Annotated in this window: 13 protein-coding genes; 8 read left to right on the top strand and 5 right to left on the bottom strand. The window is 58.5% G+C overall.

Going from position 1 to position 15635, the window contains the following annotated elements; genetic code table 11:
* Nucleotides 1-12: 12 nt before the first annotated feature.
* Nucleotides 13-2295 carry a heavy metal translocating P-type ATPase gene (locus tag ACSQ87_RS16780; RefSeq protein ID WP_436273844.1) on the bottom strand — a complete coding sequence of 761 codons (2283 nt, stop codon included), beginning with the start codon at nucleotides 2293-2295 and terminating at the stop codon, nucleotides 13-15.
* A gap of 280 nt (nucleotides 2296-2575) precedes the next feature.
* Between ACSQ87_RS16780 and arcD the strand changes: the two genes are divergently transcribed.
* From arcD to arcC, 5 genes are all read left to right on the top strand, one after another.
* Nucleotides 2576-4066 (top strand): arginine-ornithine antiporter, encoded by a 1491-nt coding sequence (arcD, locus tag ACSQ87_RS16775; RefSeq protein ID WP_436273843.1) that lies wholly within the window; start codon nucleotides 2576-2578, stop codon nucleotides 4064-4066.
* Nucleotides 4067-4154: 88 nt separating this feature from the next.
* Nucleotides 4155-4697, top strand: a complete 543-nt coding sequence (locus ACSQ87_RS16770; RefSeq protein ID WP_095128422.1) for an Hsp20/alpha crystallin family protein — start codon at nucleotides 4155-4157, stop codon at nucleotides 4695-4697.
* A gap of 427 nt (nucleotides 4698-5124) precedes the next feature.
* On the top strand, nucleotides 5125-6381 hold the full coding sequence (gene arcA / locus ACSQ87_RS16765) for an arginine deiminase (protein ID WP_436273842.1): 1257 nt from the start codon (nucleotides 5125-5127) through the stop codon (nucleotides 6379-6381).
* 70 nt (nucleotides 6382-6451) lie between these two features.
* On the top strand, nucleotides 6452-7462 hold the full coding sequence (locus tag ACSQ87_RS16760) for an ornithine carbamoyltransferase (protein WP_436273841.1): 1011 nt from the start codon (nucleotides 6452-6454) through the stop codon (nucleotides 7460-7462).
* 56 nt (nucleotides 7463-7518) lie between these two features.
* Entirely contained in the window at nucleotides 7519-8448 is a 930-nt protein-coding gene (gene arcC, locus ACSQ87_RS16755) for a carbamate kinase (protein WP_436273840.1), read from the top strand.
* A gap of 63 nt (nucleotides 8449-8511) precedes the next feature.
* On the opposite strand, the gene ACSQ87_RS16750 is transcribed toward arcC, so the two are convergent.
* The 3 genes from ACSQ87_RS16750 to ACSQ87_RS16740 all read right to left on the bottom strand — a co-directional run bounded on the left by ACSQ87_RS16750 (nucleotide 8512) and on the right by ACSQ87_RS16740 (nucleotide 11145).
* Nucleotides 8512-9885 carry an MBL fold metallo-hydrolase RNA specificity domain-containing protein gene (locus tag ACSQ87_RS16750; RefSeq protein WP_436273839.1) on the bottom strand — a complete coding sequence of 458 codons (1374 nt, stop codon included), beginning with the start codon at nucleotides 9883-9885 and terminating at the stop codon, nucleotides 8512-8514.
* A 99-nt stretch (nucleotides 9886-9984) separates the two neighbouring features.
* On the bottom strand, nucleotides 9985-10905 hold the full coding sequence (locus ACSQ87_RS16745) for a universal stress protein (protein ID WP_095128510.1): 921 nt from the start codon (nucleotides 10903-10905) through the stop codon (nucleotides 9985-9987).
* Nucleotides 10906-10983: 78 nt separating this feature from the next.
* A complete protein-coding gene (locus ACSQ87_RS16740) occupies nucleotides 10984-11145 on the bottom strand; it encodes an alanine-zipper protein (protein ID WP_436273838.1) in 162 nt (53 codons plus the stop codon).
* A 325-nt stretch (nucleotides 11146-11470) separates the two neighbouring features.
* Between ACSQ87_RS16740 and ACSQ87_RS16735 the strand changes: the two genes are divergently transcribed.
* The 3 genes from ACSQ87_RS16735 (at nucleotide 11471) to ACSQ87_RS16725 (ending at nucleotide 14531) form a co-directional block, all read left to right on the top strand.
* The gene (locus ACSQ87_RS16735; protein ID WP_095128428.1) at nucleotides 11471-12118 is read left to right on the top strand and encodes a BON domain-containing protein; all 648 of its coding nucleotides are present in this window, start codon (nucleotides 11471-11473) and stop codon (nucleotides 12116-12118) included.
* 79 nt (nucleotides 12119-12197) lie between these two features.
* Nucleotides 12198-14039: an ATP-dependent zinc metalloprotease FtsH gene (gene ftsH / locus ACSQ87_RS16730; RefSeq protein ID WP_436273837.1), complete on the top strand. Its 1842-nt coding sequence runs from the start codon at nucleotides 12198-12200 to the stop codon at nucleotides 14037-14039.
* Nucleotides 14040-14105: 66 nt separating this feature from the next.
* Complete coding sequence (locus ACSQ87_RS16725) at nucleotides 14106-14531, top strand: potassium channel family protein (RefSeq protein ID WP_095128430.1); 426 nt, start codon at nucleotides 14106-14108, stop codon at nucleotides 14529-14531.
* Nucleotides 14532-14600: 69 nt separating this feature from the next.
* Here ACSQ87_RS16725 and ACSQ87_RS16720 read toward each other — a convergent pair whose 3' ends face one another.
* Nucleotides 14601-15485, bottom strand: a complete 885-nt coding sequence (locus tag ACSQ87_RS16720; RefSeq protein ID WP_436273836.1) for a universal stress protein — start codon at nucleotides 15483-15485, stop codon at nucleotides 14601-14603.
* Nucleotides 15486-15635 lie beyond the last annotated feature (150 nt).

The following is a 15635-nucleotide window of genomic DNA, read 5'->3' as shown; positions in this document are numbered from 1 at the left end:
GGACTTAATTTTCTAGCGCCAATCCAGATAACGAAACAGTTCCTCCTCCTGATCAAAGTGCAGTCGCACGAGGGTATCCAGACGAATCAGCTGATGCTGAATCTCATCAGCAGGTGCCGTTGCGGGGTCGGAACTGAAGTCGCTACTCATGCGCGTCAGTAAATGGATAAGGCGAAAAATCTCCCGGTGAGCGTGGCTCATAGCCGACATCGGGTCCTCGCCCGGCATGCTTCGCGTCAGCAGCGGGTACAGTGTGTTTTCATCTTCCCGCTCATGCTGCGCCAGTGATGTTTGCAGCTTGTTGACCAGTTGCACCAAGTCGGTCTGTGCTTGCGCAAGTGGGCGCTGGGCAAAGTCATTGGCCAGTTGGTGCAGATCGCTCAGTACGGTGGAGAGTTGCTGGTGCTCATCTTGCAGGCGATCGATATGCTCTGCGGCAAGCTTTCGTTTCCTCAGCTCCCACGATGACCCCAGTGCCCGCAAGGCGTTAAGGATGATCACCACGTCGATGCCCTCCTGCACCACGGCGCCAATCAGCGGCGGCAGGTAACCGAGGGCCGCCACCGCCATGGCCAGCAACGACATCCCCATGCCGACCAGCACACCCTGGCGGGCGATGTAGCGGGTGCGTCGGGCAATGTCCAGCGCCTCGACCAGACGATCCAGACGATCCACCAGCAGCACAACACCAGCGGCTTGTGCAGAAGCAGTGGCACCGCTGGCCCCCATGGCCACGCCGACATTCGCCGCTGCCAGCGCGGGGGCGTCGTTGATGCCATCGCCAACCATCAATGTGCTAGTGCGCAGGCAACCTTGCTGTACCGCACGCACTTTATCCTCAGGGGTCAACCCGGCATGCAGCTCGTCAATCCCGGCAGACAGCGCAATCATCTCGGCGGTTTCCAGGCGGTCCCCGGTTAGCATGACGATCTTTTCGATACCTCTATTGCGCAGTCGACGCAGAGTCTGCGGAGTTTCGCGCCGAACGTTGTCCGAGAAAATCAGCAGGCCCGCGAGTTTCCCATCCACGTCGATGAAGCTTCCACTGCACGCCAGGTAATCCATGTGCCGTAGCATGGCGGCGACCCAGTCAGTTCCAGGGGCGACTTTGTGAGCAAAAGACAACGTGCCGAAACGCACCTGCACGCCATCGACATGCCCACAAAGTCCAGAGCCTGGGCTTTCTTCTACTTCCTGCGGGACGCTGAGAGGCAATTGACGCTGATGCGCCGCTTCAACAATTGCCTGGGAGATAGGATGCGTCGAGGCCTGCGCCAGTGAAGCGGCCAGGCCAAGCAGGCGCTGCGGATCGGCCAGTCCGTTGACCTCTATCGACTGCAGACGCGCATGGCCGCTGGTCAGCGTGCCGGTCTTGTCGAGGAACACCTGCTTGATTCCGGCCAACGCTTCCAGGGTCACGCCGTCCTTGATCAGGATCCCGCGCCGCGCTGCCCTGGAAATCCCCGACATGATGGCAATCGGTACAGCCAGAATCAAAGGGCAAGGTGTGGCCACCACCAGAACCGCCAGCGCTCGCAAAGGATCACCACTCAAATGCCAGGCCAATCCGGCAATCAGCAACGTCAGTGGGATGAAGAACAATGCATAGCGGTCGGCCAGGCGCACGAAAGGTGCGCGCGAACGACGTGCTTCCTCAGCCAGCCGCACTATGCCGGCATAGGTACTCTGCGCAGCCGTTCGCGTGGCGAATAGCAGGATGGGCGCACCGACATTGGATACGCCACTGGGCAGTTGCTCGCCCTCTCGACGGGTTACGGGCAACGACTCACCACTGAGCGCCGATTCGTCGAGAATGGCCGCATGACTCAGCAGGCGACCATCGACCGGTATCACCTCTCCCAACCGCACCAGCAATGTTTGATTTAGCTGGACCTGCTCAACGGGGATCTGGCGCAAGCCACCCTCCTCCTGCAACCAGGCAAAACGTGGCGCCCGGTCGATGAGCGCACGAAGCTCGCGGTCGGCGCGTTGCTTGGTGAAAAACTCCAGGGTTCGTCCGGTCGCCAGCATCAAGGCAATCACCGCCGCCACGAGTGTCTGCTCAAAGACCAGGGCGGCAGTGATCGACAGCAGCGCGATCAGGTCCACACCGGCCTCGCGTCGGGCCAGGCGCCTGACGATCTCAATGAGCAGGACCGCGGACATCACCAGACTGCCTGCGGCCCAGCACATCGATGCCCAATCAGGTTCTTGCGCAACATACGCAACGCCGCCGGCCAGCAGCGCCAGAGCGGTGAGCAGTAATAGAACGGGGTCCAGCCATTTGCTGAGCATCGAAGTGAGTTCCTCAAAAGCGATTTGCATGCCTCGCTGTAAAAACATCTGTCGCTCATCGAGGTAGAGCTTAGGACTCGAATGTCTTTCGTGTCCGGTGAGGCGCCACAATTGAGGCGTTGGACACAACGGAGGTCATGGCTGTGCCCGGACAAACCGGGTGTTTGCCCTCTTTCTGATCTAAATCAACCAGGCCTTGGACGTTCACGTAGAAATTAGAGTCAGCAGTCGCACCATCACATTCAATGGATGCAGAAACTCTCGTTTCGTGGAGGCTCCCATGGCTACGCACCTGCAAGGCACCCAACCGGTCGTCCCGCCGACTGCCCACCCACTTGCAGGCAGTTTGCGAAAGGTGGAACCCAAGCGCCTGTCCTTGAGCCTGCTGATTGCCCTGGTGGTCGGTTCGATGATCGGCAGCGGCATTTTCAGCCTGCCGCAAAACATGGCAGTCAGTGCGGGTGCCGGGGCGATCCTGATTGGTTGGCTGATCACCGGCGTCGGCATGCTGTCGCTGGCGCTGGTCTATCAGACCTTGTCCAACCGCCAACCGGCGCTGGACAACGGCGTGTTCGCCTACGCCCGCGCCTTGGGTGGCGAATACCTCAGCTTCAACTCAGCCTGGGGCTACTGGATCAGCGCCTGGATCGGCAACGTCAGCTACCTGGTGATTTTGTTCGCTGCGCTGAGTTATTTCTTCCCCCTGTTCGGTGAAGGCAATAACAAAGCTGCGATTGCCGGGGCGTCCGTGGTGCTGTGGTCGTTGCACTGGATGATTCTCAGGGGCATGCACACGGCAGCGCGCGCCAACGCGTTGACGACGGTGGCCAAGATCGTGCCGTTGCTGCTGTTTATTGGTGTGGTGATAGCGGCTTTCCAGCGTGAAACCTTCAGTGTCGACTTCTGGGGGGCGCCCGCGCTGGGCAGCACCCTCGATCAAGTCAAAAGCACCATGTTGGTGACTGTCTGGGTGTTTATCGGGATCGAGGGCGCCAATGTGTTCTCTGCCCGCGCAGCGGAGCGGGCCAATGTCGGCCGCGCCACGGTCATCGGCTTTGTCATCACCCTGTTGCTGTTGATTGCAGTGTCGTTACTCTCGCTGGGCATTCTCAGACAACCTGAACTGGCCGCACTGAAAAATCCTTCGATGGCCGGCGTGCTTCAGGCCGCAGCCGGGCCATGGGGCGCGGTGTTGATCAGCATTGGCTTGATCATTTCGGTGGGGGGCGCCCTACTCGCCTGGACGCTGCTGGCGGCGGAATCGGTGTTCACACCGGCCAAGGAAAAGGTCATGCCGGGCGCGCTGGCCGTGGAAAACACCCAGGGTGTGCCGGCCAATGCGCTGTGGATCACCAACAGCTGCATTCAACTGTTCCTGCTACTGACGCTGTACTCGAGCGCCAGTTACCTCGCGCTGATTTCCCTGGCCACCTCGATGATTCTGCTGCCGTACCTGTTCAGCGGGCTGTATGCGCTGAAACTGACCTGGCAGGGCCAGACCTATGCCGGCCACCGCGCCCTGCAACTACGCGACATGGCCATCGCCTCGATCGCCACACTGTATTGCCTGTGGCTGCTGTATGCCGCCGGGCCTAAATACATGTTGCTCAGCGCTTTGCTCTACGCCCCCGGTTCGTTGATTTACCTGGCCACCATGAAGGCTCGTCAGGGGCAACCGCTCAGCGGCCCCGAGACGGGACTGTTGATCATTATCTGGACGGCGGCAGCCTTCGCCGGCTGGATGCTGTGGTCCGGGACACTGGCGTTGTAGGGGCAGTGTCATGTGTTTGTTCTGTCGTGGTGGACCGCCAAACGGGGTGTTTGCGATCCATCTCTATCACCCAAGAGGAGAAATCAAAATGAGCAACAGCGAAAAAAAAGTGCCGGTTCATAGCGACAACAAAGCCAGTCAGCATCCGGTGGCAACAGACCTTTGGCGCCCCCTGGAAAAACTCCGCCAGCAGGTTGATCACTTGTTCGAAGACTTCAATCGCGGCTCTGGGCTGTCGCCATTCGGTCGCGGGCTGTTCGATGTCGAGCCGCTCTGGCGTCGGGAGTTGATTGGTCACAGCCTGCCTGCCGTGGACATCACCGAGAAAGACAAAAGCTTCGAAATCACTGCCGAACTGCCCGGCATGGATCAGAAAAACATTGAGATCAAACTGTCCAACGGCAGCCTGATCATCAAAGGCGAAAAGAAAGAGGACAAGGAAGAAAAAAGGAAGGGCTATCACCTCAGCGAGCGTCACTACGGTTCCTTCGAACGGGTGTTCAACCTGCCCAAAGGAGTCGATGCCGAGAAGATCGACGCGAGTTTCAGCAAGGGCGTGCTGAGCATCTCGCTTCCGAAAAAGCCCGAAGCCATGAAAGCTGACAAGGTCGTGCCAATCAAAGGTGACTGATTCTCAGGCTGTCCTGCCCCTGCCAGGAAACTGGCGGGACAGAATTGAGAGCGTCTCGCAACCGACCATACAGGGTCGGGGTCGGCACACTCATCGTGGCGTCGCCCACCACCGACCAGTGACGTATGTGCAAAGCAGCACCACAGGAAGCCGCCAGCGTCGAGGCCAAGTCGAGATTCGCTCAGTTCCGCCAGCTCATCTTTGATTTTCTCGAACCTGGGTCCGAAGCAGGCGCCCCCCTACTTCCGTTGGCGAGAAACTACGGGGGGGCGGGTTAATAAGCGCACGCCATGTTGCTGTTCAAGGCGGCCATGGTTTGGCTAAGGATATCCGCACAACCCGCCGCGCGCATGCCGTTTAAGTTTCCTGACCCTGTAAGCCCCTCGTTGTGTAGAGGGAATGAGTTGTCATCTGGAGGATCACTGCAATGACCACGGAAAAAGTTAAGTACGGCGTACATTCCGAAGCCGGCAAACTGCGCAAAGTCATGGTTTGCTCTCCAGGCCTGGCCCATCAGCGGCTGACCCCGAACAACTGCGACGAGCTTCTTTTCGATGATGTGCTGTGGGTCGCCCAAGCCAAGCGCGACCATTTCGACTTCGTCACCAAAATGCGCGAGCGCAATGTCGACGTACTGGAAATGCACAACCTGCTGACCGACATCGTCGCCATCCCTGAAGCCCTGAACTGGATCCTGGAGCGCAAGATCACCGCCAATTCAGTGGGCTTGGGCCTGGTCAACGAAGTCAGCTCGTGGCTGCGCAGCCTGGAGTCGCGCAAGATTGCCGAGTTCCTGATTGGCGGCGTGTCGGCGGATGATCTGCCGGACAGCTTCGGCGGCAAGACCATTCAGATGTTCCGCGATTTCCTCGGCCACTCGAGCTTCATTCTGCCGCCGTTGCCCAACACCCAGTTCACCCGCGACACCACCTGCTGGATTTTCGGTGGCGTGACTCTGAATCCGATGCACTGGCCGGCGCGCCGTCAGGAAACGTTGCTGGCCAGCGCCATCTACAAATTCCACCCGGAGTTCACCAACGCTGACTTCCAGATCTGGTATGGCGATCCGGATCTGGAACACGGCAACGCCACACTCGAAGGCGGCGACGTGATGCCAATCGGCAACGGCGTGGTCTTGATCGGCATGGGCGAACGGTCGTCGCGCCAGGCCATCGGCCAACTGGCGGTGAACCTGTTCAAGCACAACGTCGTAGAGCGCGTGATCGTCGCAGGCCTGCCGAAATCCCGCGCAGCGATGCACCTGGACACCGTGTTCAGCTTCTGCGACCGCGACCTGGTGACGATTTTTCCGGAAGTGGTCAGCCAGATCGTCGCCTTCACCCTGCGCCCTGACGACAGCAAACCGGGCGGTATCGACATTCGTCGCGAAGAAACCAACTTCCTCGACACCGTGGCCAAAGCTCTCAACCTGAAAACGTTGCGCGTGGTGGAAACCGGCGGCAACAGCTTCGCCGCCGAGCGCGAGCAGTGGGACGACGGCAACAACGTGGTGGCCGTGGAACCGGGCGTGGTGATCGGCTACGACCGCAACACCTACACCAATACGCTGCTGCGCAAGGCCGGTGTGGAAGTCATCACCATCAGCGCCGGCGAACTCGGTCGCGGGCGTGGTGGTGGCCATTGCATGACCTGCCCGATCATCCGCGATCCTATCGACTATTAATTCCTGTGCCCTGCTTCGCGCTCATAAAGCGGGAGGCCGGTGGATAACCCAAACTCAAGGAGATCCCATCATGGCTTTCAATATGCGCAACCGCAGCCTGCTCTCGCTGATGCACCACACGACTCGCGAGCTGCACTACCTGCTGGACTTGTCCCGTGACCTCAAACGCGCCAAGTACACCGGTACCGAGCGTGCGCACCTGCAAGGCAAAAACATCGCACTGATCTTCGAAAAAACCTCGACCCGCACCCGTTGCGCCTTCGAAGTCGCGGCCCACGACCAAGGCGCTCACGTCACCTACATCGACCCGGTGTCGTCGCAGATCGGCCACAAGGAAAGCATGAAGGACACCGCCCGCGTGCTGGGGCGGATGTTCGACGCCATTGAGTACCGCGGCTTCGAACAGGAAATCGTCGAAGAGCTGGCCAAGTTCGCCGGCGTGCCGGTGTTCAACGGTCTGACCGCTGAATTCCATCCGACGCAAATGATCGCCGACACCCTGACCATGCGTGAACACAGCGACAAGCCGCTGCACGACATCAGCTACGCCTACCTCGGCGACGCCCGCTACAACATGGGTAATTCGCTGCTGATGATCGGCGCCAAACTGGGCATGGACGTGCGCATCGCCGCACCGAAAGCCTTGTGGCCGCACGCTGATTTCATTGCTCAATGCAAAGCCTTCGCCGAAGACAGTGGCGCACGCATCACCATCACCGAAGACCCGAAAGAAGCGGTCAAAGGCGTGGACTTCATCCACACCGACATCTGGGTGTCGATGGGTGAGCCCGTGGAAGCGTGGGACGAGCGCATCGAGCAACTGCTGCCGTATCAGGTGAACGCCGCCATGATGAAAGCCTCCGGCAATCCGCGCGTGAAATTCATGCACTGCCTGCCGGCGTTCCACAACAGCGAAACCAAGGTCGGCCAAGACATCGCCGCGCGCTATCCGTACCTGGCCAACGGTATTGAGGTGACTGAAGAGGTCTTCGAATCGCCGGCCAACATCGCCTTCGAGCAAGCGGAAAACCGCATGCACACCATCAAGGCGATTCTGGTGTCGGCGTTGGCAGATATCTAACCGTATCGATCGTCTCCACGTATCGCGCGGAGCGATATTACTAAAAGGAATGCATTATGCGTATCGTCGTTGCTTTGGGCGGTAACGCCCTGCTCCGCCGGGGTGAACCCATGACCGCGGACAACCAACGCGCCAACATCCGGATCGCCGCTGAGCAGATCGCAAAGATCCACCCTGGCAACCAACTGATAATCGCCCACGGCAATGGTCCACAAGTCGGCCTGCTGTCGTTGCAAGCGGCGGCCTACACCTCGGTGTCCCTTTACCCGTTGGACGTGCTTGGCGCCGAAACCGACGGCATGATCGGCTACATCATCGAGCAGGAACTGGGCAACCTGCTGGACTTCGAAGTGCCGTTTGCCACGCTGCTGACTCAGGTCGAAGTCGACGCCAACGACCCGGCGTTCCAGCACCCGAGCAAACCCATCGGCCCGGTCTACACCAAGGCCGAAGCGGAAAAACTCGCCGCGGAAAAAGGCTGGGCCATTGCCCCGGACGGCGACAAATACCGCCGTGTGGTCGCCAGTCCAAGACCGAAACGAATCTTCGAAATCCGCCCGATCAAATGGTTGCTGGAAAAAGGCAGCATCGTGATTTGTGCCGGCGGTGGCGGCATTCCGACGGTGTACGGCGCCGATGGCAAACTCCAGGGTGTGGAAGCGGTGATCGACAAGGACCTGTGCTCGGCGCTGCTGGCCGAACAGCTGAACAGTGATCTGTTGGTGATCGCCACCGACGTCAACGCCGCCTTCATCGACTTCGGCAAACCCACCCAGAAAACTATCGCCCATGCTCATCCTGATGAACTGGAAAAACTTGCCTTCGCGGCCGGCTCCATGGGGCCAAAGGTGCAGGCAGCCTGCCAGTTCGCTCGCAACACCGGCAAAGTGGCAGCCATCGGGTCACTGGCCGACATTGAAGACATCGTCAACGGCGCAGCAGGCACTCAAATCAGTACAACCGAGGAAGGTATCCGCTTCCGTTGACATTGCTTGTGGGTACTGAAGGGCACCCGCTGATGAGCGGTACTCTCGTCAGCGTAATGAACTTCAAGGCTGATCAATTTGGATTAGTTCGACGCTGTCGCGATACTCCGGCACCGAAACCGACCACCCCAATTCCAGGCTGATACGTCGACGCAGTACATCCGAAGCATTGGGCTCGCCGTGCACCACGTAGGTGTGTTTCGGCGGCCGCTTGAATCCGCGCAGCCATTGCATGATTTCATCGGCGTCGGCGTGCGCGGACAGGGTTTCCATCGGCACCACCTCAGCCCTTATCGGTACATCCTTGCCGTGAATGCGCACCGAAGGAGCGCCCGCAATAATTTGCGCGCCACGGGTACCGCCGGCCTGGAAACCAGGTACGAGTAACGTATTGATTGGGTTGGGGGCCAGCGCCTTGAGGTGGTGGATCACACGCCCCCCTGTGGCCATGCCGCTAGCAGCGATAATCACCGCCGGGGTGCGCTGCTGATCCAGTTTGATCGAATCCGCGGTGGTGCGCACGAACTGTGCGACGTGACACATGCCTTCGCATTCTTCGGGGGACAAACGGTGCTCGCTGCGAAAACGCTGGTACAAACTCGTGACGTCGGTGGCCATCGGGCTGTTGAGATAGATCGGCACATCGGGAATCGCGTGTCGTTGTTTCAGCCGATATAGGTGGTACATCAACAGTTGGGCGCGCCCTACTGCGAACGACGGAACCAAGGTGATGCCATGACGCAGCGTGGTGCGGGTGATGACTTCGGCCAATTGCGCCTCCGGCGACTCGACCGGATGTTTGCGATCACCATAGGTCGATTCCACCAGCAGGTAATCAGCCTGCTCGACGGTTTCTGGAGCGAACATCAATGGATCATCTGGCCGCCCCAGATCCCCTGAACAGACAAGCGTGATGCCATCGGCGATCACCTCCACCGTAGCCGCGCCCAATATATGCCCCGCGCAACGAAGCTGGATGGTCATGCCCGGGACAATTTCGACCCTGTGATGCAACTCCACTGGTCGTAACAGTTTCAGTGCCCGCTCGGCATCTTGCTCGGTATAAAGTGGCAACGCCGGTTTGTGCCGGGAGAAACCATGCCGATTGGCGAACTCGGCGGCCTCTTCCTGTAAGCGGCCGCTGTCCAATAGAAGGATCCTTACCAGCTCACAGGTGGCGGGTGTGGCATAAACCGGACCGCGATAACCGCTACGCACCAATACGGGCAGGTAGCCGCTGTGATCCAAGTGGGCATGGGTAAGGACGATGGCGCCGAGGTTGCCAACCGGGAGCTGGAACGGGTCCCAGTTATGCAACCGCAGTTGTTTATAGCCCTGGAACAGGCCGCAATCGATCAGTACGTGTTGGTCGCGATGTTCCAGCAGGTATTTGCTGCCGGTGACCGTGCCTGCTGCACCGAGAAATGTCATTCGCATGACCGTCTCCTTGAACATTCATGGGAGCGCTATTGATCGCTCCTTTTGGCGCAAGAGCAGTTGATTTTTATCAACAGCGGGTGCGACCGGGTCGTCGTTTCAGTCAAACCAAGGCAATGACTTGACGATCGTCAAGCTGCACGGGGCCCTGTTCAGTACGCTCTCGGCGGTACTGCCGATTAACCTGTCGATCCCGTGGTGATAGACCGTGCCCAGCACCACCATGTCGAATGCATTCTGTTGCGCGAAAAGTCCGATCACCTTGTGGGGAATGCCGGTCAGTAGATGTTGACATTTTTTTTCGATGCCATAGCGTTCGACAAGTACCTCAAAGGCCTCCTCCTGGGCATCGTTGACTGCGTCTCTCAAATTGTCATCCAGACTCAGTGTCGGCACACTCCTCGTAGCGTCGCCCATCACCGACCAGTTATTGACATTCAACACGTGCAAGGCGGCGCCACAGGAGGCCGCCAACGTTGAGGCCAGGTCGAGAATCCGGTCATTGAGCCCTTGGGTCAGCTCCTCCAGATGGGACAGATCGATGGTCGCTAGAATTTTCAACGGTTTGGGATTCTTAGCTTCAGTAACCAGATGCAAGGGGGCCGGACAGTTGCGCAGCAACAGCCAGTCCAGGGGCCGATGGAACGCGCGATCGAGTGCCGGTACATGCTGGGTGTCCTTGATCACCAGATCCGCATGGAAGTCATTGACGTACTCAAGCATATGCGCCGGGGTGGATTTGGCCCAGACCACCTCGGTGGTTACCTGCAACCCGATGCATCGCTGAAACCGGGCTTGCTGCTCCAGCCAGTGTCGATGCACCTGCAAGTAGCCCTCCCGTGCCTGGGCCATCGCATCGTGATCAAACAGCCCGGCCACCGCCAGCGCTTGCACATAGTCGAATGCGACGATGTGCAACAAGGCTCCGGTGGCACAGGCCAGTGCATGCGCCCGGTCAAACGCCGGGGTGCGGGTCATTTCGCTGGGGGCAATCAATAGGATACGTTTAAGTTTCAGCATCATAGACCTCGTCCTTGGAACGCGTTACCTGCCTGACTGCAAACCCGACTTCCTGTCAGGGACTCGTGCAATCGCTCATTACTTGCCAGACGCTTTATTGGTCATCCGACTGGCGCGTACCTTCTCCTCATCAGCAGTGCGTAGCGCCTGACTGGCCGTTGCCTGCGCCTGTTCCGCCTTGATGTAGGCCTCATCGGCCCTGAGTCTCGCCGTTGCGGCATTATTTCCGGCGGCCTCCAATCGGGGCGTCGAATTCCTGAGTGTGCTTATGACTGCAACCGGCAGTCGATGCCAACAAGACGCTCAGCAATACAAAGGACAAGCGCTTATTCATGACTTTTTCCCCTCGGTTTAAAGCAACTGGAAAAGCTATAGATAGTTGACCCAAGTATCTGACGTTATCGCCTGCACACTCTGATTTTTGTCAACTAATGGCCCGCTGGCGATTAGTGAGGAACTCACTGAAGCCTTGTTGATTTAACTCAATGTCTTTGCGCTGCTCAGGCGTAAAAAAAGAACCGGGCGCTGCGTCCCGTCAATACCGCATCAAAAAGAGGACACCGTCATGAGCGACTTGAGCCTGCGTAAAACTATTTTGGAAGAGCTGGAATTCGTGCCGGAAATCGATGCTGCCAACATCGGCGTTGCGGTGGACAATGGTGTCGTCACGCTCTCCGGTCACGTCAGCAGCTACACCCAGAAAATCAGTGCGGAACGCGCGGTGAAAGGCATCAAAGGCGTTCGTGCGCTAGCCGATGAAATTCAAGTCAGGCTGGCCAAAAACACTGGTACTTCGGACGACTCGATCGCCACCCGCGCCTTGAAAATCATCAATTGGAGTTCCGACGTTCCCGAAGGCGACGTCAAAGTCATCGTGCAGAGCGGACGGATCACCCTGGAAGGCCAAGTGGACTGGCAATACCAGAAAGAAACCGTGGAGCGGTCGGTGCGCAAGTTATCCGGCGTGGTTGGCGTGAGTAATCGCCTCACCTTGCGCCCTCGGTTGGATGTCTTCGATATCCAGCAACGTATCGAGGCAGCGCTAAAGCGTAGCGCCGAAGTGGATGCCCAGGAGATTCACGTCACTGTCGAGGGTGATGTGGTGAGACTCGAAGGCCGGGTTCACTTGTGGCGCGAACGCCAGATCGCGGAACGGGCTGCATGGTCGGTGCCGGGCGTAAGCAAAGTGGAAGACCATTTACTGCTTGCGTGAGCTAATACCCCTGGGGAGCCGGTGGTTTTCCAGGCGGATTACGGGCTGCCCGGCCCGTGTTTTTTGTCGAGTCATCGCCATGAAAAAGAACCACCAATGGAACCTGTCCTACTTCGCGATCGCGTTTGTCGTGCTCACCCTCGTTCAATTTCTGTTTATTGATCGTCGTGTCGTGCAGAGCATTCCATACAGTCAGTTTTTGCAACTGCTGAACGAGCAAAAGGTCAGCGATTTACGGGTCGAGAAGGATCAGATCAGCGGCAAACTGCAGGAGCCCATTGACGGGCACAACCTGTTCTCCACCGTGCGGGTCGATCCGGCGCTGGCGACGGAACTCGCGCAATCGGGTGTCGGCTTTACCGGGGTAAACGAAAACACCTTTTTGAATGGACTGCTGGGCTGGCTGCTGCCGTTTTTCCTGATCATGGTGATCTGGCATTTTCTGTTTCGCGCCATGGCGGAAAAACAAGGCATGGGCGGGTTGATGAACATCGGCAAGTCCCGGGCCAAGGTGTTCGTCCAGCGCGATACCGGGGTGACCTTCGCCGATGTCGCGGGTATCGATGAAGCCAAGGCCGAATTGGTAGAAATCGTCTCTTTTCTCAAGGACAAGGCCAAATACGCACGCTTGGGGGCGCACATTCCCAAGGGCACGTTGTTGGTCGGTCCGCCGGGAACCGGCAAAACCCTGGTGGCCAAAGCCATTGCGGGTGAAGCCGGTGTGCCGTTTTTCTCGATCTCGGGGTCGGAATTTGTCGAAATGTTCGTTGGAGTGGGTGCCGCCCGTGTGCACGACTTATTCGAGCAAGCGCGGCAGGCGGCGCCCTGCATCATCTTCATCGACGAACTGGATGCGCTGGGCAAAATGCGAGGCGTTGGCGCATTTGGCGGCAATGACGAAAAGGAGCAAACCCTCAACCAGCTACTGGCAGAACTGGACGGATTCGATCCTCGTGAGGGCGTTGTATTACTGGCTGCGACTAATCGGCCAGAGATCCTGGACCCGGCGCTGCTGCGAGCCGGCCGGATCGACCGCCAGGTACTGATTGATCGCCCGGACCGTAAAGGCCGGCAAGCGATTCTCAAGGTCCATCTGCAAAAAATCACTGTGGAGCCGGGCCTGGATGGCGAGCGTATTGCCGACATCACCACGGGCTTCACGGGCGCTGATCTGGCCAATCTGGTCAACGAAGCGGCGATCGTGGCCACTCGTCGTGGCGCCGAAGCAGTCAGCCTGGATGACTTCACGGCGGCAGTAGAACGTATCGTCGCGGGGGTTGAACGCAAGAGCAGCGTGCTACACCCCGACGAGCGCCAGGTGGTGGCGTATCACGAAATGGGGCATGCCCTGGCTGCCAGTAGCCTGCCGGCCATGGACCCCGTTCACAAAGTCTCAATTGTGCCCCGCGCCATCGGCTCGCTGGGCTATACGCTGCAGCGACCGACCGAGGATCACTTCCTCATCAGTTGCCAAATGCTCAAGGACCGGATTGTTGTTCTGATGGCCGGACGCGCCGCCGAATACCTTGCTTATGGCCAGATTTCTACCGGGGCTGCCGATGATTTGGCTCGCGCCACTGATATCGCCCGACAATTGATCACCCGGTTTGGCATGAGCACCGAACTCGGACAGTCGGTGCTGGAGCGGCAAAGCGCGACCTATCTGGGCGAACGTATGCAGGGTGTTGGTGAGAAAGACTATTCGGAACAAACGGCCAGGGAAGTTGACCTGGGTATTCGTGCCCTGCTCGATGAAGCCTATGGGCGGGCAAAAGCCCTGCTTGACAGTCGTCGGGGTGATCTGGACGCCGGTGCACACTTGTTGCTGGAAAAAGAAACCCTGACGCCCGAAGAGTTTCCACCGCTCATGCCGATCAAACCCGCCCCGCCATCCACCCAGCGGACCGTGACGCCACCCTGAGGAACGTGTCTTGATGACACCCCTTAGTGCGGACCGCTACGCATCCGCTACCGTTGGAGGTTCGCCATGCTGGCAGTCACGTTGATCAATACTCTGGTGGTCATCATCGTCGTGGTGATCCACTACGAGTGCCTGTTACGTCTGAACGATTGGCTGCCCCGGCTCAAGCTTTGGAGCCGTTTCAGAATTGTCGTCGGGGTGTTCGGCGCCCTGCTGGCCCACGCGTCAGAAGTCTGGTGCTTCGCGCTGGTCTATTACCTAATGGTGCGTTCCGGCGAATGGGGCGGCCTGACGGGCAACTTCGATGGTTCGCTGCTGGACTGTGTCTATTTTTCCTTCACTACCTATACGACGATCGGTTTCGGCGATATTTCACCCGTCGGCAATCTCAAGTACCTGACCGGCCTGCAGGCGTTGACCGGTCTGGTACTCATTTCCTGGACGGCCTCGTTTCTATTTCTCGAAATGCAGAAATACTGGAAGAGCAAATAACAAGCGCAGGCATACGCTCTGCCAGACCCGTCTGTCGGTCTGGCATAAACGGCCTGTGTCTCTTCAGGCTCAGACCGCCAGGACGCTGCAAGGCACTTGATACAAAATATGCTCGGTCGTACTGCCCAACAGCTTGTCCACCCCATGGGATTGGACTCTACCCATCACGATCACATCCACTTGATGCTCGTTAGCGAACTCGCTCAGCGCTGTGACGGGGTGTCCTAGAATGAAGTGTCGACGATCAGAGGGCACACCATACCGACCGGCCAACTTGAGGAAAGATTTTTCCAGGTCTCTGCGCAGCGCTTTGGTGAGGTCAGCCAGCGTCAGACCGCCCATGTCCGCCAGAAAGGCGGCGGAAATATTGCAGGCGTACAGCAAATGCAACTCGGCATCACACTGCATGGCGAGGCCTCTTGCTTGCTGGATGATCCGGTCATTGAGTTCGTCGTCGGGAGACTCGGCATCCGACACCTCGACCGCCGCCACAACCTTGCGTGGCAAGACGAAGCCGCTCCCGCCCACCAGGTAAACCGGTATCGAACAGTGACGCAGCAAATGCCAATCCAGAGGCGTGAAAAAGGCACGCTTGAGCGCTGATTCATGCTGAACTTCCTTGATCAACAGGTCGGGCTGCATTTCCGAGACGTGATCCAGGATGTCTTGCTTCATGTCATCGGCCCAGGCCACCTCGGTGGTCACATCGATCCCCCTGCCCCGCAGATTTTTTGCCTGGTCCTTTAGCCAGTCATGATGGTCTTGCAGGTAACGCTCCCGAGCCTTTTCCCGGTCGCCTTCTTCGAGCAGCGACAACATTTTCAACGAAGGAATCAAGGCGGCAATATGCAAACTAGCGCTGCTGGCCTTGGCCAGCGCTGCAGCATGATTGATTGCCTGGGAATAGCGCAGGGCCGGGTTGATGATCACTAACAACCGTTGATACTCGCTCATGATCTGCCTCCAGTCAGGTGGGTATTCGACGCCGGTTGCTGCCTGTTGCCGAGGCCAGCGGTGGCGCCCTCGCTGGATCAAGCACCAGCATGGCTCCAGAGTCCTCCTCCGGCGCCTGCGTGCCCTTGATTTAAATCAGATCCCCCGCAC

Source organism: Pseudomonas sp. LjRoot277, from assembly GCF_964253845.1.
Lineage (GTDB): Bacteria > Pseudomonadota > Gammaproteobacteria > Pseudomonadales > Pseudomonadaceae > Aquipseudomonas.
This window is presented reverse-complemented; position numbering and strand designations above follow the sequence as displayed.